The organism is Saccharopolyspora elongata (genome assembly GCF_004348985.1).
Lineage (GTDB): Bacteria > Actinomycetota > Actinomycetes > Mycobacteriales > Pseudonocardiaceae > Saccharopolyspora > Saccharopolyspora elongata.
In genome coordinates, this window is record NZ_SMKW01000084.1 from 1 (window position 1) to 17160 (window position 17160).

A 17160-nucleotide genomic window follows, 5' to 3' on the forward strand; every position below is an offset into this window, starting at 1 on the left:
AATCACGTGGGGTCCTGGCCCTTACAGAAGACGATCTTGTGGTGAGACCTCTTCTACCAGGACCCCACGCCCACACCTCTTCGGACCCTCAGCCCCATTCCACTGAGATCACCTCATTGAAATTGCGGGACAACCGTCGGTGGGTCAGGCCGCGTGGGCCGGACGGACGGCAGGACCGCCCGAGGCCGTTGCCGCCGCCGGTGGTTCCGTCGGGTAGACGGCCTCGCAATGCGTGCCAGGCGCCGGGGTTTCCAGCGTCGTCAGGTACTTCTCGACGTGGCCCACGATGCAGGCGTTGCGGTAGTACTGGCCGTGGCCGATGCCGTCGTGCTCCAGCAGGACCGAGTTGTCGATCTGGTCCGCCACCGCGAGGTTCCAGGCCGTCGGCGTCGCCACGTCGTACTTGCCCTTCACGATCAGGATCGGCGGCGCGCCGTTGATCGACAGCTCGTGCTGCGGGTTGCTGACCTCGCCCGGCCAGCCCAAGCAGCTCGTCACGTCGCTCCAGAACGGCGAGATCTTCGTGTGCGGCGCGACCTTCTCCGCCTGCTCCCGGTAGCTCTGCAACTCCGCGAAGTCGCGAACCTTCCAGCTCCAGTCATCGCACCAAATGGCCTGGTACGAGTTCTCGGCCAGCTCGGCCGGAGCCGCCATCGCGGTGACCGACGGGTTGCCTTCGGACAGCGCCTTCAGGCGGTCCGCCAGTCCGTACCACCGCTCCTCCGGCCGATACATCGCGCGCATCAGCTCGCTGCGCAGCGAGCCCGCGCTGAGCGCCGTGCCGGTCGCCGGGTCTGTGAGGGTGCCGGCTTCGGCCTTGGCGTGCACGCCGTCCCACACCGCGCGGACGTCCTGGCCGTACAGCGAGCAGTTCGTGGTCCGCTCGCACCAGTCGGCGAAGGTGTTGAACGAGCCTTCCAGGTCCTCGCTGGCCGTTTCGATGTAGCGGCCGCCGGAGGTGTTGCTGTGGTCCATGTTCGAGTCGATCGTCATCGCCCGGACCCGGTTCGGGAACAGCTCCGCGTACTGCTGCCCCACCTGGGTGCCGTACGACGCACCGTAGAAGCTCAGCTGCTCCTCGCCGAGCGCCGCGCGGATGGCATCGAGGTCCCGGACCGCGCTGATCGTGTCGACGAAGTCGAACACCGGGCCGGTGTTCTTGCGGCAGTCCTCGCCCAGCTTCGCGTTGTAGGCCAGCAGGTCCTGGAACTCCTGCTCGTTCGCCGGGAAGTCGCCGGGTGCCTGCTCCAGCAGTTCGGCGCTGCACCGGACCTCGCTGCTGCGCTTCACGCCACGCTGGTCCCAGCTGACGATGTCGAACCGCTTGCGCAGCTCGCCGTCCTGCAGCTTGTCCACGCCTTCGATGTAGGTGTCGATGCCGGAGACACCCGGGCCGCCGGGTGCCACGAACAGCACGCCGATCCGGTTCTGCGGCTCGGTCGCCGCCAACCGGCCGATCGTGATGTTCGTCTTCGCGCCGTCGGGGTTGTTCCAGTCGATCGGCACCTCGACGGTGGCGCACTCTCCCTGCCGGTCGCCACATGGTTCCCAGGTGGGGCCGGTCGGCCCCGCGAACGCGGTTTGCGCGCCGGCGAGGGACGAGAGCATGAGCGCGGCCGATGCCGCGACGAGTAACGGGCGTTTGAGCACAGGTTCTCCTCGTGATGAACCGTTGAACGATCACGAGCCTAGGCGCACTTGATCACTCGAATGGACGCATTCGGAGCAAAAGAGGTTTCCTGTGCGACTTTTCGGCTAGTCCGCGACGTAGAGGTCGGGGTTGTCGGAGAGTGCGGCTACCATCGCGGCGCGCGAGCCGACGTCGAGCTTGGTGAAGATCCGTCGCATGTGGGCGGAAACCGTGTACAGGCTGATCTCCAGCACCGCCGCGATCGACCGGTTGGTGTAGCCGAGCCCCACCATCCGCGCGATCTCGCGCTCGCGCGGGCTGAGCACCTCGTCGACCTTCGGCGCGACCGGCACGAGCAGGCACCGCATGCCGAGTTCCGTCATGTCGAGCAAGGGTTTCCGGGCCACCCGGTGTGGTCCGGCGAGCTCGCCGACCCGGCGCACCAGGGCCTGCACCAGGTGCTGCACCAGCTCGTCCGAGCCGAGGTCGACGGCCCGGTCCCGCCACGGCGGTTCCGGCTCGGGAAGTCCTCTGCGGGCGTGCGGAACGGATGTGGCGATCGAGTCATTCGGCATGTACCGGCCTCCCCAGTCCCGGGTGCGGATCGGCGGTGCGCGCCACCCCCGCCAACGGCCCACTTCCCCCTTCGCGAGCCGGTCACGGCCTTCGCCGCGGCGCATACCAGCAAAACCAACATCGTCCGTTCGCACATCGTCGATTCGTGTGACACCCGGATCATCTAGGTCGGACAGCGGGCACATGAACGTGCGACTACCACCCGGATGCCGGTTGCCCTGGACTGTTCGCACGCGCTCACCGACGGCCGGCTCGACGAAAGAGCCGCCGGATGCGGTGCAGGACAGGAGGACCGCCATGAGTCGCTACCGGGCCGTCGACGGCGAGCTGGAGGACGAGCTGGCCGGCGAGCTGGAGGACGAGTTCGAGTTCGAGGACGAGCTCGAAGGCCTCGTCCGGGAGCTGGAGGACGAGGACGAGTTCGAGGACGAGGACTTCTACGAGTTCGAAGATGAGGACGAAGACGAGGACGAAGACGAGCTCGAAGACGAGCTGGAGGGCGAATTCGACGCCGAGTTCGAGGACGAGCTCGAAGCCCTGATCCAAGAGCTGGAGGACGAGCTCGAAGACGAGGACGAATTCGAGGACGAAGACGAGTACGAGGAGGAGTTCGAGGCGCTCGTTCGCGAACTGGAGGACGAGTTCGAGTTCGAGGCGGAGTACGAGGACGAGGGTTTCGCCAATCCGGCGCGCCGGGTCTACCCCGACGCCGAGCTGATGGCCAACCTCGCGTTCCAGGCCGAGCAGGCTGAAACCGAAGACGAGGTCGAAGGTTTCCTCGCGCCTCTGGTCGGACTGGCCGCGCGCGGGCTGCCCAGGCTGGCACCGGTGATCCGCAAGGCGGCGCCGATGTTGCGGCGCGGCATCGGCAAGGTCGGGCGAAGGCTCTGGAAGGGCAAGGGTCGGCGCAAGATCCGCAGGATGCCGAAGCTGCTCAAGACGGTTGCGCAGCGACTGAAGCGCAAGTCCCAGTCCAAGGGAACCCTTCGGAAGCGGAAGTCCCCGGCGGGGCGGCGCCGCTCGATGAACGCCACCTTGGCCAGGCGCAGGAAAGCCACCGCCGCCCGCCGCGCCGGCCTCCAGAAGAAGCGCCGTGGTGGCCAGAAGAAGCGGCCGGCCAAGCAGCGGCGAGCGCCCGCTCGCTCCAAGAAGAAGGCCAAGAAGAAGGACGACGAAGGCGGCCCGTTCAAGATCATTCCGGGCGCGGTGTCCAGCGCACTTCTCGGCGGAGTCGCCAGCAACCTGCTGAAGCCGATCGGCGAACTCTCAAGCGGCATCGTGGGCAGCCTCTTCGAATACCCCGAAGACGAGCCCCGCATGCGTCCGCCCCGGCGGAACGGCTACCGGCCGGGGAGCGATCGGCGCAGGGCGCAGCTGATCGCAGCCGCACGCCGCGATCAGCAGGGCGACAGAACCAATGGGCACCGCGGCTGAGCTGCGGCCGGTCGCGTCTCGCTCGCGGCCGGCGCCGCAGCAGACATCCGCGTCGAACCGGGAACTCCGCAACTGGGTGCGCACCCAGGCGACGAACGTGGAGCGGCATCTCGACGCGCTGCGCCCGTTCGGCTGGGCGGAGTTCGGCGATCCGGCGACCGGGCCGAGCCGCGCTCACCTGGTCGCGGTCAACGACACCATGAACACGCTGCGCAGATCGCTCAACTCGGCGACACGGGACGCCCGCCGCTCCGCCGAGGCCGCGTTCGCGCACCCGAGCCCGCAACGTCTGCAGGAGGTGCTGCGCACGAAGACGCGGGCGCAGCGCTGGGTGAAGGAGACCGAACGGATCTGGGACTTCTACCTGGAGCTGTTCAACCAGCGGCAGAGCCGGTTCGCGCCGTGGCTGGTGGCGGCCGACCGCATCGCCCTGGACTGCTACCAGTACGCCTACCTGGGGATCGGGCGGTGGCGTTCGATCCCGACGCCGCCGCCGTTCTGCTACCTGGAACCCAGCCACGGCCCGGCGACGTCGCGGCGAGGCATCCCGCTGCGGCGGATCAGCAACCGGGTCAACCCGTTCCCGCTGATCCAGCTGCCGTTCCACCGGCTGGTCAACCCGTGGACGCTCGGCGCCGTGCTGCACGAGGTCAGCCACAACCTGCAGAACGACCTCGGGCTGGCGCGGGCGATCCCGCTGCAGGTCGCGGCGCGGCTCACCGAGGCCGGGGTGCCGAAGGCGGTGGTGTCGATCTGGGTGCGGTGGAACCGGGAGACCTTCGCCGACATGTCCGCGCTGCTGCTGGGCGGCCCGGAGATCGTGGGGTCGCTGTTCGACGTGATCGGCCGGACACCGGCGAAGTCGATGCGGTTCGCCCGCCGGGCCGTGCACCCGGTGCCCTACCTGCGGGGAAAGCTGTCCATCGAGTTGCTGCGGCGGATGGGTTTCCCGCGCCGCGCCGAGGAGTACGAGCGCGCCTGGCACGCCCTGTACCCGCGGCCGAAGCTCATCGACGCGCCGCCGGCGCTGCTGGCGACCGCGAACCGGGCGATCCCGGCGGTGGTGGACGCGATGTGCTTCACGTCGTTCCCGTCGCTGGGCAACCGGAGCCTGGCGAAGGTGGAGCGGTTCGAAGTCAAGGAACAGCGGATGATCGAGGAAGCCGCCGGGCGGCTGGCCGACGGCGTGTCGCCCGGCGTGGTGCCGGAGCGGTTCCTGATCGGCGCCGTCCGGTACGCGCTCGGACAGCGGATGGCACCGCCGCAGCGGCTGGTGCGGTTCTTCATGGAAGAACTGGGGAGGCGAGCGCGGTGACCTTGCGCGACGAATTCCCGGTGCTGGCGCGGGAACTCCGGCAACTCGCGGCCGCGTGGCGGGCGCTGGAGTTCAGCGTGATCGAGGACCGCCCCAGCGGCGAGAGCCCAGCCGTGTCGGACCGGCTCGCCGAGGTCGTCACCGACGGCAGCGCCGAGCTGCAACCGGCGCTGGTCGCGGTCCGCGGCCGGCCGGACGGCGAAGCCCTGCACACCACGGCGTTGGCGCTGCGGCAGACGCAGCGGCGGCTCGACGACGAGTTCCGGTGCCACCACGCGGCCGCCGAGCTCATGCGCGCCGTGCGCGGGCGGGGCCCGCAGTGGCTCGGTTGGGCGCACAGCATCCGGTCCGGTGTGGACGGATGCGTGGATTCGTTGCGCAGCACGGAGGACACCATGTTGCGGTGCTGGCGCGAGGCAGCCGAACTCGCGGTGCGGTTCGGCATCGAGGGGAACTGCGAGGGCAGGCGATGACCATCTACGACGACCGCGTCAACGGGGGCGGTGTCAACGGGGATCGGGGCGCCCAGCTGCCGCCCGCCCACGATATCGACAGCGCGTATCCGCTGGTCACCCGGCACGAATCGCCGTGCTGCGAGCGTCCCGGCGACATCGCGAGCAAGGCGATCAGCGACGTGCTCGGGTGGAAGTGGCGCAACGGCGACACCAAGGGCTTCGCCGCCGCGCTGACCGGGAGCTTCGAGCTCAAGCGCGTCGAGGGGCACACCGAGGCGACCTGGACGCCGCGCGGCTACGCCATCCAGGCCGACCTGGGCGCGGTCACCGGCGGGCAAGCATCGCTGGCCGCGCGGGCGCGCAGCGCGATCAAGGACGCGACCGCGCTGCTCGACTCGCTGAAGCCGCTGCGGCCGGGCGTGGATCCGGAGAACGGCGAGGGCTTCCGCAGCCTGGTGCGCCACGAGCTGGGGGAGATCCGCAAGGAGCTGGAGAGCCCGCTGCTGCGGGTGCCGCGCGTGGACCAGCTCTTCTTGCTGTTGCTGGGGAATCCGGCGTCCGCGGTGGACCCGGACCTGGTGCGAGGGCACCTCGGCGAGCTGCGCAACGAGTTCGGGCTGATCGGCGGGCTGGTCAACACCATCGAAGAGGAGCGGATCCAGACCTCTTTCATCACGCTGGTCGACTGGGTGCTGTCGCTGTACCGCGGCTGGCTGGACGCCCGCGGCCGGATCGACCCGTTCGCCCAGCCGGAAACCGGGCAGGCGCCGTTCTTCGGCCCGGCCGTCGTGGCGCTGTCGCAGCTGATGTCGGCGGTCGCGGTGCAGACCGAGGAACTGGTCGCGGCGCTGAGCTCGGTGAGCATCCACCGCGGCGACCGCGAGGTGCTGCGCATCCCCGATCCGGACGGCGGCTCGATGTCGCTCGGCGGGTTGTTGCGCTGGACGTACGAGTTCACCTGCTTCGAGGGCCGCAAGCTGATCGAGGTCGCGGGCAAGGACGGCGTGGACAGCGCGTTCCTGCAGGTCGCGGAGCGGCTGGAGCGGCTCGTCGGCAACCTGCCGCGGCGCGGCGACGGAGACGAGCAGGACGTGCCGGGCAACTACCGGGCGACGCTGCCGCCGGGATTCTTCAGCTCCCGGGTGCAGCGCGCGGTCGACGAGCTGCACGACCACCTGCAGGAGATCGTGCGCGTCGCGCGGCCGATCCGGCACGGCGCGAAACCGGCCGACCCGCCGGGACCGCCGCCCGCCTCCGGGCCCAAGCCGCCGGATCCCCCCGAGCCGCCACCCGGGCCGTTCCCGCCGGGCACGGCACCCGCTGCCCCGGTCGAGGCGTCGCCCGACCTCGCAGCCAAGCGGCGCAGCCCGCGCAAGCGTCCCGAGCCCAAGCCCGCCCCGCGGCCGGAATAGCGGCCCGCCCGCGCCCCGCACGGAGGAATGATGGCCACCGAAAAGCAATACCGGGAACTGTTCGACCGGGTCGCCGCGCTGCGCAGACAGGTCGCCGGCAACCTGTCGAACGAGCTGGGCAGCGACCCGCAGGTCGGCGAGGCGATCCTGAAGCAGATCGACGACATGCTCTTCGCCGTCGAGGTCGAGGCGAAGAACGAGCCGAAGCCGCCCGACGGCGGGCTCGCGCAGCTGGTCGGCATCGGCGGCGAGTCGGCTGACGACCTCGGCGCGACCCGCATGCCGCACGGCGTCGAGGCCTACGACGAGACCATCGCGTCCGAACGCATCCTCGCCGTCGCCGACCTGTACTACCTGTACCAGCACGAACGGATCGGCGTGCCGCGCGTCGTGCAGAAGCTGCGGGAGCTGTTCGAGCGCGGCGCGATCCGGCTCTCCGACGGGCCGGGCGCGTTCGGGCTGTACCGGTTCGACCGGCGCGACGTGCTCCGCTACACCAAGCGCGACCGGATCAACGCCTACCGGCGGGTGCTCGGCTACGGGCGCGGGCTGGGCTCGGCGAACTCCCGGCCGAACACCGATTTCCACCGGCTGTTCACGCAGTTCAGCAACCAGGTCGCGCTGTTCTGGCGGGACAAGCGGATTTCCGACGTCATCCGGGAACGGGCCCACGACATGGCCTTCGGCAGCATGGCCGTGGTGCGGCGCAGCGGGCTGGACCTGCGCAACAACCTGAAGTTCACGTCCTACGGCCACCTGAACGTGCTGCGGGTCGAGGTCATGCAGCTGATGGACGAGTGCTTCCGCATCCTCAACTCCGAGGACGTCAAGGACCTCTTCGGCGCGGCCAACGCCTGGGACGTGGTGGACGAGGTGCTGATCCGCTACTTCGACGAGAAGCTGGTCACCTCGCCGCGGCAGCGGATGGCGGTGACCGGGCGGAACGTGCTGCGCTGGCTGGCGGCGCCGCACATCCTGGAGACGACCCGCTCCGAGTTCGAGGCGCTGCTGCTGGAGGTCGCGGAGCCGGCGGAGGAGTGGATCACCTCGGCGCAGTCCCTCCGGCTGGCCGACCGCACGGGATCCAAGCAACTGCTCCCGTGGGACCGCCAACAACTGGCGGGCGTAGCGGCACCGTCCCGAGGGGAGCGCCCGGTGTCCCCGGCGCGGAACCGCCCACCGGCCCTGGCCCGGCGAGCCCGCCTCAACGGCCACCACAGGTGACTGCGCCCGGATCGGGCCCTGCAACAACGCCTCCCCGCACCGCCTCACCTCGGTGCTGGGGAGGCAGTTTCAATTGAAACTTGCGGATCGTCGGCGTGTCAGACAACGACACGCCGGCACCTGTGGACAACTCCCGCAATTTCAATGGAAATTGGACCTCCAATTTCCATTGAAATTGCGGGCCGGAACCCGCGCTGTGATCCACCACACCGCGGGTTGACCTTCCAACCGGTGTGAAGCCATAGCGTCGTTTCCAAGCCCGGACGGGGCGGCCGGCGAAACCGCCGCCGCGTCCACCCGATCCCGCGATCCTTGGAGCGACCCGTGAACTCTTTCGTCGTGCACCGCAACGGCCGGCCGGCCAACGCAGAGGAGCTGACGCCGCTGGCGTTCGCGGGCTTCGCCCACATGACCGCCATGCAGATCCGCGGCGGTGGGGTGCGGGGCCTCGACCTGCACCTGGAGCGACTGCGGACGGCCTCGCTGACGATGTTCGGCCAGGCGCTGCCCGATGATCAGGTGCGGTCCTACCTGCGCGCGGCCCTGGAGAGTGGCCCGGCCGACCTCTCGCTGCTCGCCACCGTCTATTCACCGGCGGGCGAGTTCACCGTGGCCGGTCCCGACGCGACGCCCGAGGTCCTGATCCGCACCTCCCCGGCCACCGACGGCCCCGCGGGCCCGCGGACGCTGGCGACGGTCGAGCACGAGCGGGAACTCCCCGAGGTGAAGCACGTGGGCGAGGTGGCCAAGACCTACTACCTGCGGCAAGCCGTGGAACGGGGCTTCGACGACGCTGCCTTCGTCGACCGCCGGGGCCGGCTCAGCGAGGCGTCGATCTGGAACCTGGCCTTCTGGGACGGGGAGGCGGTGGTGTGGCCCGAGGCGAAGATGCTGGTCGGGACCACGATGGGCATCGTCCGCAGGCAGCTGGAACGCCTCGGCGTTCCCCAGCGCACCGCGGAGATCAGGCCCGCCGACCAGCCGGAGCTGTCCGGGGCCGTGGTCATGAACTCCTGGACGCCGGGTGTCGCGGTGCACGGGATCGACGCCGTGCCGATGCCCGAGGCACCGGCCTTCCTGGAGCTGCTGCACCGCGCCTACCAGGCCGAACCGCTCGTAACGCCGTGAGCCGCCGGGACGGCCCCCGGCTCAGGACTGCGCCAGGTACCCGGCGAGGTTGCTGCGGTTGCGCTGCAGTTCGGCGATCCGCTCCTCCGCGATCGCCAGCTCCCGGTCCATGATGGCCCGCACGTCCACGCACCATTCGAACTCCGGCAGTTCGCCGTGGACGCACGGCAGCACCGCGCGGATCACCTCGGTGGACAACCCCGCATCCAGCAGCGCGCGGATCTGCCGCACGACGACCACCGATTCCTCGTCGTACTCGCGGTAGCCGTTCGAACCACGCCGGGCCTCCAGCAGTCCCTGCGCCTCGTAGTACCGCAGCAACCGCGCGCTGACGCCGCTGACCCGCGCCAGCTCCCCGATCAGCATGTTCCCCACCTCGCCTGGACTCGACCTGCCGCCCCAGTAAACCCGATGCGTCGCCCTGACCCGCTTCAAACGGCCAGCGGGTTGCCGCCAGGCCCCTCGTTCCGCCGATCAAAGCCCGTGAGTACTTTTGGTCGCCATAACAACCAAAGTGCTCACGGGCCTTCAGGCGAAGTCCAGCCGCGGCCGTCAGGTCGAAACCGCCGGGTGAACGGGGCCCGGCCAGGCCGGATCCGCAGCGGTTGGCGTGATCATTCCAGTCGCGGCGGGGGCTCGGACTTAGCGCTTAGACTCCGGGCATGGCACAGTCGCCGCCCTTGTCCAAGCTCACCGCGTCCGAGCTCGCCGACGCCGTCCGGGACGACCGGTCCTTGCGCCGGTTCCTGCACGGCCTGCCCGGCGTCGACCAGGTCGGGTTGGAGCAGCGGGCCGCCGGCCTCGCGACGCGGAGCATCAAGAAGGCCGCGAAGCGCTGGGCGATCGACACCGCGATCTCGATGATCGACCTGACGACGCTGGAAGGCGCCGACACCGACGGCAAGGTCCGCGCGTTGTGCGCCAAGGCCCGCCACCCCGACCCGGAGCGACCGGACACGCCGCAGGTCGCGGCGGTCTGCGTCTACTCCGACATGGCCGCCACCGCGGTCCGGGCCCTCGACGGCACCGGCGTCCAGGTGGCCTCGGTGGCGACGGCGTTCCCGTCCGGCCGCTCCGCGCTGCCGGTGAAGCTCGCCGACGTGGAGTACGCGGTGGCCGCGGGCTCCGACGAGATCGACATGGTGATCGACCGCGGCGCCTTCCTCGCCGGCCGCTACGGACAGGTCTTCGAAGAGATCCAGGCGGTCAAGGCGGCCTGCGGCGACGCGCACCTGAAGGTCATCCTGGAAACCGGCGAACTCGCCACCTACGACAACGTGCGCCGCGCGTCCTGGCTCGCGCTGCTCGCGGGCGGCGACTTCATCAAGACCTCCACGGGGAAGGTTCCCCAGGCCGCGACGCTGCCGTTGACGCACCTGATGCTCCAGGCGGTCCGCGACTGGCGGGATTCCACCGGCGAGCTGCGCGGCGTCAAGCCCGCGGGCGGCATCCGCAACACCAAGGACGCGATCCGCTACCTGGTGGCCGTGCACGAGGTGGCGGGCCCGGAGTGGCTCACCCCGAAACTGTTCCGATTCGGTGCGTCCAGCCTGCTCAACGACCTGTTGATGCAGCGGCGCACCCAGCTCGACGGCCACTACAGCGGCCCCGATTACGTGGCGGTGGACTGATGATCGATAGCCCGTGGGAGTACGCACCGGCGCCGGAGTCGCGGGAGATCGCAAACCTCAAGCCCAGCTACCGGATGTTCGTCGACGGCGAGTTCGTCGACGGCGGCGGCGAGCCGCTGAAGAGCATCAACCCGGCCACCGAGGAACTGCTGGCCGAGGTCTCCAGCGCCTCGGAGTCCGATGTGGACACCGCGGTCCGGGCGGCGCGGCGGGCCTTCGATGGCACCTGGTCGACGATGCCGGGCCGGGAACGCGCGAAGTACCTGTTCCGCATCGCCCGGCTGATCCAGGAACGCGCCCGCGAGCTCGCGGTGCTGGAATCGCTGGACAACGGCAAGCCGATCAAGGAGTCGCGGGACGCCGACATCCCGACCGCGGCCGCGCACTTCTTCCACCACGCCGGCTGGGCCGACAAGCTCGGTTACGCCGGCTACGGCCCCGACCCGCGGCCGCTCGGCGTCGCCGGCCAGGTCATCCCGTGGAACTTCCCGCTGCTCATGCTGGCCTGGAAGATCGCCCCAGCGCTGGCCTGCGGCAACACCGTGGTGCTCAAGCCCGCGGAGACCACGCCGCTGACGGCCCTGGTGTTCGCCGAGATCTGCCAGCAGGCCGGGCTCCCGCCGGGCGTGGTGAACATCCTGCCGGGTGCCGGTGACATCGGTGCCGCGCTGGTCGCGCATCCCGGCGTCGACAAGGTCGCGTTCACCGGTTCCACCGAGGTCGGCAAGCAGATCCAGCGCAGCGTGGCCGGCTCCGGCAAGAAGCTGACGCTGGAGCTCGGCGGCAAGGCCGCGAACATCGTCTTCGACGACGCGCCGCTGGACCAGGCCGTCGAGGGCATCGTGAACGGGATCTTCTTCAACCAGGGCCACGTCTGCTGCGCGGGCTCGCGGCTGCTGGTGCAGGAGTCGATCGCCGACGAGCTGCTCGAGAAGCTGCGGATCCGGGTGCGGACGCTGCGGGTGGGCGACCCGCTGGACAAGAACACCGACGTCGGCGCGATCAACTCCGCCGAGCAGCTGGGCAAGATCACCGAGCTGGCCGCCAGCGGCGACGCCGAGGGCGCCGAGCGCTGGACCAGCCCGTGCCCGCTGCCGGAGAAGGGATTCTTCTTCTCCCCCACGGTCTTCTCCGGCGTCCACCAATCGATGCGGATCGCGCGCGAGGAGATCTTCGGCCCGGTGCTCTCGGTGCTCACCTTCCGCACCCCGGCGGAGGCCATCGCCAAGGCCAACAACACGCCGTACGGCCTGTCGGCCGGGATCTGGACCGAGAAGGGCTCGCGGATCCTGTGGGCGGCGCAGCAGCTGCGGGCCGGCGTGGTGTGGGCGAACACCTTCAACCGGTTCGACCCGACCGCCCCGTTCGGCGGCTACCAGGAATCCGGCTTCGGACGCGAAGGCGGCCGCGCCGGTTTGGAGGCGTACCTCGATGTCTGACAACCGCACCCCGGAGCGGCTAGCCGTGGCCAAGACGTACAAGCTCTACATCGGTGGCTCGTTCCCGCGCTCGGAGTCGGGCCGGGTGTACCCGGTGCACGACGGGCAGGGCGCGTTCCTCGCCAACGCCGCGCACGCCTCCCGCAAGGACGTCCGCGACGCGGTCGCGGCGGCCCGCAAGGCCTTCGGCGGCTGGTCGGGCGCGACGGCCTACAACCGCGGCCAGGTGCTGTTCCGAATCGCGGAGGTGATGGAGGGCCGGCGCGAGCAGTTCGCCGCCGAGATCGCCGCCGCAGAGGGCCTGTCCCACGACCAAGCCCTGTCCACAGTGGATCTCGCGGTGGACCGGATGGTCTGGTACGCGGGCTGGACGGACAAGATCTCGATGGTGCTCGGCGCCGCGAATCCCGTTGCGGGACCGTACTTCTCGTTCAGCGTCCCGGAGCCCACCGGCGTGGTCGGCGTGCTCGCGCCGCAGGACTCCGCGCTGCTCGGCCTGGTCAGCGTGGTGGCCCCGGTGATCGCGGCGGGCAACACCTGCGTCGTGGTCGCCAGCGCGGACCGGCCGCTGCCCGCCGTGACCTTCGCCGAGGTGCTGGCGACCTCCGACGTGCCCGGCGGGGTGGTCAACGTCCTGACCGGCCAGGCGAGCGAACTCGCGCCCTGGCTCGCCGCCCACGCCGACGTCAACGCCCTGGACCCGACGGGCGCCCCGGCGGAGCTGCGCACCGAACTGGCGCAGGCCGCGGCGGACACGGTCAAGCGGGTGCTGCCGGTGCGCGGCGAGCCGGACTGGGCCCGCGAACCCGACCTCCAGCGCCTCCGGGCCTTCACGGAGGTCAAGACCGTCTGGCACCCCGTCGGCACCTGACGGACCGAAGAGGATCCGCAATTTCAATGGAAATCGAAGGTCTGATTTCCATTGAAATTGCGGAAGTCGCCCACAGGCACCGGTGTGTCGTGACCCGACACACCGACGATCCGCAAGTTCCATTGAAATCGAAGGTTCGATTTCAATGGAACTTGCGGACCTCGACACGGGTCGATGGGTTCAGCTGGTCTTCGGGTAGACCACGCGCCCGCGCCGGATCGCGCGTGTCAGCATGCCGATCACGCCGAGCACGAACACCCCGCCCAGTGCGATCGCCGCCCAGCGCGGCATCTCGTACAGCGGCGTCACGTCGTCGAAGACCGAGCCGATCACGATCTGCGACACGATGGACAGCGCGAAGGTCACCACTGCCGCAACGGCGTAGACCTGGTTGCGGGCCTTCGCGGTGAAGGCCGCGAAGAACAGCATGGTTCCCGACACGATGAGCACGAGCAGCGCCACCAGCGCCACCGTGTCCTTGAGGGTGTACGGGATCGTCGCGGTGTCCGCGAACAGCCCGTCCAGCAGGTAGTCCGAACCGAACATGGCCAGCGCCGCCACCGCCGCCCCGCTGGCCACGACCTCCATCGCGGACCGCTTCCCGGTGCCGCGGTCGAGCTGCTCCGCGACCTGCGCGGCGTACTCGCGCGGTCGCCCGAAGGCCTCGACCGGGTCTTCCCCGGTCTCCGTCACGTGCGCCTCGACCTCGGCGAGCACCTCGCCGACGCGTTCGCCGGAGATCTCGTGCATCCGCAGCGCGACCAGCAGCTCGTCCCGGTACTTCTTGTCCAGCGTCATCATTCCTGCACCCCTCGTTGCACGAGCCGGATCGAGTTGTTCGCGAACTCGATCCACTTCGGTCCCAGTTCGGCCAGCGCCGCCCGCCCCTCATCGGTCAGCGCGAAGTACTTGCGGCCCGGCCCGCCTTCGCCGGCCCGCCATTCGGCCCGCAGCAACCCGTCCGCGGCCAGCCGGTTGAGCAGCGGGTAGAGCGTGCCCGCCTTCATGTCGGGCAAACCTGCCTCGGCCAGCCTCTGCAGCAGCGTGTAGCCGTAGCCCTCGCCTCCCTCGGCGAGCAGCGCCAGCACGGCCAGATCCAGCACGCCGCGCAGCCATTGCGTCTGCCTGGCCGAGATCGCCTTGTCAACCACGGGAACAAGGTAACACCAACTAGTGTGTCTCGCCAACTAGTAGGCGAGACGCAGTCGCCCAAGCTCGTCGATCTACGTGGAACCGACTCCGCGCCGGAAGTCGCCTACCTCGCCGCGAAGGCGGGTCGCGTCAGCGGATCTGCCAGTCGAGGCGACCGTCTTCGGTGACGGTCGGATAGCTGTGCCCCGCCGGAACCCCCTCGGTCAGCGACCGGAGCACGTCCGCGAGCATCGCCGCGACGCCCCGCCACTCCGGCCTGAGCACCTGCGCCGCCTCCTGCTCCCACTCCAGCACGCAGCCCGTCAGCGGCCCCGGCCGCAGATCCACCACGAGCTCATCGGCGAACCCATCGCCGGCGATCGGGATCCACGACGGGTGAAAGCTGGAGCCCGGCGAGCCCGCGTAGTAGTCGCAGGCCGGCCGATCCCACTGCGCCGTCCAGTTCTTGCGGTGATCCCGCCACGACTGGAGCGCCTGCGCCGCGCTGTACGGCGTGTAGAAGGGCGGCAGGACGTCGGCCAGCACATCCGCATCGGTGCCGCCGCAGCACGCCCACAGCTCGCACAGTTCGACGGGCAGCTCAACCGCGAACTCCGCTTCCAGCTCGGCGAGGTCTGGCGGCACCGGGGACCGTAGGGCGGCTGCGGTGACGGGCGCGTGTTCCGAAAGCCAGAGCACGATCTTCGTCCACAGCTCCGTGACAACCATTCCGATCATGGTCGTCCGGAACTCGCCACACCGGTACCGCCAAAGGTGACCCCACCGCCAGGTGCGAGCCGCCGCTGCGCCGAAGGGCGCAACGTGGATTGGACCATTGCGGCACACTCGAATGGGGATCGTTACGAACTGTTCCGTCGACCGTTGCTTTCCGCGGGCTCGATACGGTGAGAGCTGGACCGGGGAACACGCTGTGAACGCGGAGCCCGTAGGCTTCCGCGAGGTCTGGTTCGGTGACCGGAGGTAGAGAGATGGCGCAGGACATCGTCCCCATCGAGCTCGGGCTCCCGCAGGGCGACGTCGTCACCCTGTGGGCACCGCGCTGGCGCGAGGACGGCGAGGAGTGGGAGGCATTCCTCGGGCACGAGGACGACCTCTATGGATTCCCCGACGCCGCACACCTCGCGGCGTTCGTGCGCACCGCCGAGGAGCACGACCTCGACGACCACCCGGCGTGGCACGTGGTCCCCGAGCTCCCCGCCGAGGACCTGAACCCGGACGAGGACCACCAGTACGACCTGGTCGGCGTCCCCGAGCTGGTCGCCGAGCCGCTGGACACCTGGACCATCGGCGAGCTGGCCGACATCGTCGAGATCGCCCGCTCGCTGGCCGACGTCTGCGAGCTGGACGCGGTGCACGACGTGCTGGACGCGGCCGACGGGTTCGCCATGCTCGACCAGGGCACTTTCGCGTTCTCCGGCAAGGACGGGCAGCGCCGCTGGACCGACCTGTGCCAGGTCGTCGTCGAGCGCTGGGACGAGGTACTGGACGCCATCGACGCCGTCGTCACCACCCCGGACGTGCCCGCCGACGCCGTCGCCACCGCCGAGGCCGAACTCGCCGAGGCGCTGGAGGCCGACGACGACGAGGCGGCGAGCACCGCCGAAGCGACCGAGGTGGACGACATCGAAGAAGTCGAGGCCGGCTTCTGGGGCGAGGTCGGCATCGACCCGATCCTGATCATCACCAGCACCGGCGAGCACTACTCGCTGCGCTGCTACCTCGACGACGACCCGATCTTCCTCGGCAGCGGCGGCAAGATCGACGTGTTCCCGTCGGCGCGCGCGCTGGCCCGGTTCCTGGCCGACGAGAGCGCCATCGAGGACACCGACCTGGCCCGGGTCGCGACCTGGTCGCAGGTCGTGGAGAAGGCCACCGCCGGCGAGCTGCAGGTCGAGGTCGACCCCGAGAACACCTACGTGCTGACCGGCCTGGACGCCGACCTCGGCGCCGGACCGTCCGAAGTGGACCCGACCCAGCTGGACCTCGCCGAGGAACTGCTGATGGACGCGGCGGCGTGGGCCGGCGACGACACCGTCGAGCAGGCGCTGCAGCCGTCGGAACGGCTCGGCTGGCTGGTTTCCTTCGTGCTCCGCCCGAACCCGAACCGGCTGCCGCCGAGCGCGCCGTTCGACGCCGAGGTCGAGACCTGGCGCAAGCTGGTGGAATCCCTGGAAGCGCGGTTCCGCTCGCACTGAACCGCAGGGCGCGGGTGCCGGTTTCCGCGCGAGATCGGCACCCGGGCGAGCCGCGTCAGGCCACCTCGGCGAGGAGCTGCCCGGGGGCCGCGAGCCGGCGACGGGTCGGTTCGCCCGCGCTCACCTGCGAATAGGCCTCCCGCAAGCCCTTTCGCGCGCGGTAGACGAGTGCGGCCGCGCTGTTGCGGCTGATGCCCAGACGGCGGCTCATCTCGGCCGTCGTCTCCTCTTCCACCTCCATGCACCACAGGACGTGCCGCCAGCGGCGCGGCAGCCGGGCGAACGCCTTCGCCACCAGCTCGCGCTCCTGCTTGAGCACTGCGGGATCGATGAACGGCACGTGGTTCTCGGGCCGGTAGAAGCCGTCGAGTTCGGCGGCCAGGAGCACCCGGCGGTCGCGGTTGTTCGACGCCATCGCCAGGTTCCGCACCGTGGTGAGCAGGTAGGCGCGGAACGCGGAGTCCGGGCCGCCACCGCGGCGCAGGACGTCCAGGATCTTCACGAACGCTTCCGCGACCAGGTCTTCCGCGTCGCTGTGGGTGCCGACGACCTGCTTGGCCATGGTGTGCGCCGCAGTGCGATGCCGCGAGTACAGCTCACCGAACGCTTCGGTCGATCCAGTCCGAACCGCGTCCAGCAGCGTCCGATCGTCACCCGCGATCATCGTTCCTCTCACTGCTTTTGCACCGGTGGGAGAC

The 17160-nt window shown here is 69.9% G+C and carries 17 protein-coding genes; 10 read left to right on the forward strand and 7 right to left on the reverse strand.

Annotated features, from left to right (window positions below):
• Positions 1-144: 144 nt before the first annotated feature.
• Both E1288_RS38360 and E1288_RS38365 read right to left on the reverse strand, forming a co-directional pair.
• A complete protein-coding gene (locus tag E1288_RS38360) occupies positions 145-1650 on the reverse strand; it encodes an alpha/beta hydrolase (RefSeq protein WP_132493588.1) in 1506 nt (501 codons plus the stop codon).
• A gap of 105 nt (positions 1651-1755) precedes the next feature.
• Complete coding sequence (locus tag E1288_RS38365) at positions 1756-2205, reverse strand: helix-turn-helix domain-containing protein (protein WP_132493589.1); 450 nt, start codon at positions 2203-2205, stop codon at positions 1756-1758.
• Positions 2206-2503: 298 nt separating this feature from the next.
• Here E1288_RS38365 and E1288_RS47500 point away from each other — a divergent pair, with 298 nt between their 5' ends.
• The 6 genes from E1288_RS47500 to E1288_RS38395 all read left to right on the forward strand — a co-directional run bounded on the left by E1288_RS47500 (position 2504) and on the right by E1288_RS38395 (position 9174).
• On the forward strand, positions 2504-3640 hold the full coding sequence (locus E1288_RS47500) for a hypothetical protein (RefSeq protein ID WP_165968482.1): 1137 nt from the start codon (positions 2504-2506) through the stop codon (positions 3638-3640).
• Positions 3624-4955, forward strand: a complete 1332-nt coding sequence (locus E1288_RS38375; RefSeq protein WP_132493590.1) for a hypothetical protein — start codon at positions 3624-3626, stop codon at positions 4953-4955. Before E1288_RS47500 ends, E1288_RS38375 begins: the two co-directional genes overlap by 17 nt.
• Positions 4952-5428: a hypothetical protein gene (locus E1288_RS38380; protein WP_132493591.1), complete on the forward strand. Its 477-nt coding sequence runs from the start codon at positions 4952-4954 to the stop codon at positions 5426-5428. The genes E1288_RS38375 and E1288_RS38380 overlap by 4 nt, the downstream gene beginning before the upstream one ends.
• Positions 5425-6822: a hypothetical protein gene (locus tag E1288_RS38385; RefSeq protein WP_132493592.1), complete on the forward strand. Its 1398-nt coding sequence runs from the start codon at positions 5425-5427 to the stop codon at positions 6820-6822. The genes E1288_RS38380 and E1288_RS38385 overlap by 4 nt, the downstream gene beginning before the upstream one ends.
• A gap of 30 nt (positions 6823-6852) precedes the next feature.
• Positions 6853-8046: a hypothetical protein gene (locus E1288_RS38390; RefSeq protein WP_132493593.1), complete on the forward strand. Its 1194-nt coding sequence runs from the start codon at positions 6853-6855 to the stop codon at positions 8044-8046.
• A gap of 324 nt (positions 8047-8370) precedes the next feature.
• Complete coding sequence (locus E1288_RS38395; protein ID WP_207954789.1) at positions 8371-9174, forward strand: aminotransferase class IV family protein; 804 nt, start codon at positions 8371-8373, stop codon at positions 9172-9174.
• A 21-nt stretch (positions 9175-9195) separates the two neighbouring features.
• Here the strand turns inward: E1288_RS38395 and E1288_RS38400 are convergent, their stop codons facing one another.
• Positions 9196-9540, reverse strand: coding sequence for a MerR family transcriptional regulator (locus E1288_RS38400; protein ID WP_132493594.1), 345 nt, complete (start codon positions 9538-9540; stop codon positions 9196-9198).
• Positions 9541-9836: 296 nt separating this feature from the next.
• On the opposite strand from E1288_RS38400, the gene deoC reads away from it, so the two are divergent.
• From deoC to E1288_RS38415, 3 genes are read left to right on the forward strand one after another with little or no spacing between them, the layout of a single operon-like run.
• On the forward strand, positions 9837-10805 hold the full coding sequence (gene deoC, locus E1288_RS38405) for a deoxyribose-phosphate aldolase (protein ID WP_132493595.1): 969 nt from the start codon (positions 9837-9839) through the stop codon (positions 10803-10805).
• Positions 10805-12244, forward strand: a complete 1440-nt coding sequence (locus E1288_RS38410) for an aldehyde dehydrogenase family protein (RefSeq protein WP_132493596.1) — start codon at positions 10805-10807, stop codon at positions 12242-12244. Before deoC ends, E1288_RS38410 begins: the two co-directional genes overlap by 1 nt.
• Positions 12237-13115: an aldehyde dehydrogenase family protein gene (locus E1288_RS38415; RefSeq protein WP_165968483.1), complete on the forward strand. Its 879-nt coding sequence runs from the start codon at positions 12237-12239 to the stop codon at positions 13113-13115. The genes E1288_RS38410 and E1288_RS38415 overlap by 8 nt, the downstream gene beginning before the upstream one ends.
• Positions 13116-13295: 180 nt before the next feature.
• On the opposite strand, the gene E1288_RS38420 is transcribed toward E1288_RS38415, so the two are convergent.
• The 3 genes from E1288_RS38420 to E1288_RS38430 all read right to left on the reverse strand — a co-directional run bounded on the left by E1288_RS38420 (position 13296) and on the right by E1288_RS38430 (position 14975).
• The gene (locus E1288_RS38420) at positions 13296-13916 is read right to left on the reverse strand and encodes an HAAS signaling domain-containing protein (RefSeq protein ID WP_132493597.1); all 621 of its coding nucleotides are present in this window, start codon (positions 13914-13916) and stop codon (positions 13296-13298) included.
• Entirely contained in the window at positions 13913-14266 is a 354-nt protein-coding gene (locus tag E1288_RS38425; RefSeq protein ID WP_132493598.1) for a PadR family transcriptional regulator, read from the reverse strand. Before E1288_RS38425 ends, E1288_RS38420 begins: the two co-directional genes overlap by 4 nt.
• Positions 14267-14396: 130 nt before the next feature.
• Positions 14397-14975, reverse strand: a complete 579-nt coding sequence (locus tag E1288_RS38430) for an SMI1/KNR4 family protein (protein ID WP_132493599.1) — start codon at positions 14973-14975, stop codon at positions 14397-14399.
• 260 nt (positions 14976-15235) lie between these two features.
• On the opposite strand from E1288_RS38430, the gene E1288_RS38435 reads away from it, so the two are divergent.
• Positions 15236-16462, forward strand: a complete 1227-nt coding sequence (locus E1288_RS38435; protein WP_132493600.1) for a primosomal protein — start codon at positions 15236-15238, stop codon at positions 16460-16462.
• Positions 16463-16517: 55 nt separating this feature from the next.
• Here E1288_RS38435 and E1288_RS38440 read toward each other — a convergent pair whose 3' ends face one another.
• Positions 16518-17126, reverse strand: a complete 609-nt coding sequence (locus E1288_RS38440; RefSeq protein ID WP_132493601.1) for an RNA polymerase sigma factor — start codon at positions 17124-17126, stop codon at positions 16518-16520.
• Between the last annotated feature and the right edge of the window lie 34 nt (positions 17127-17160).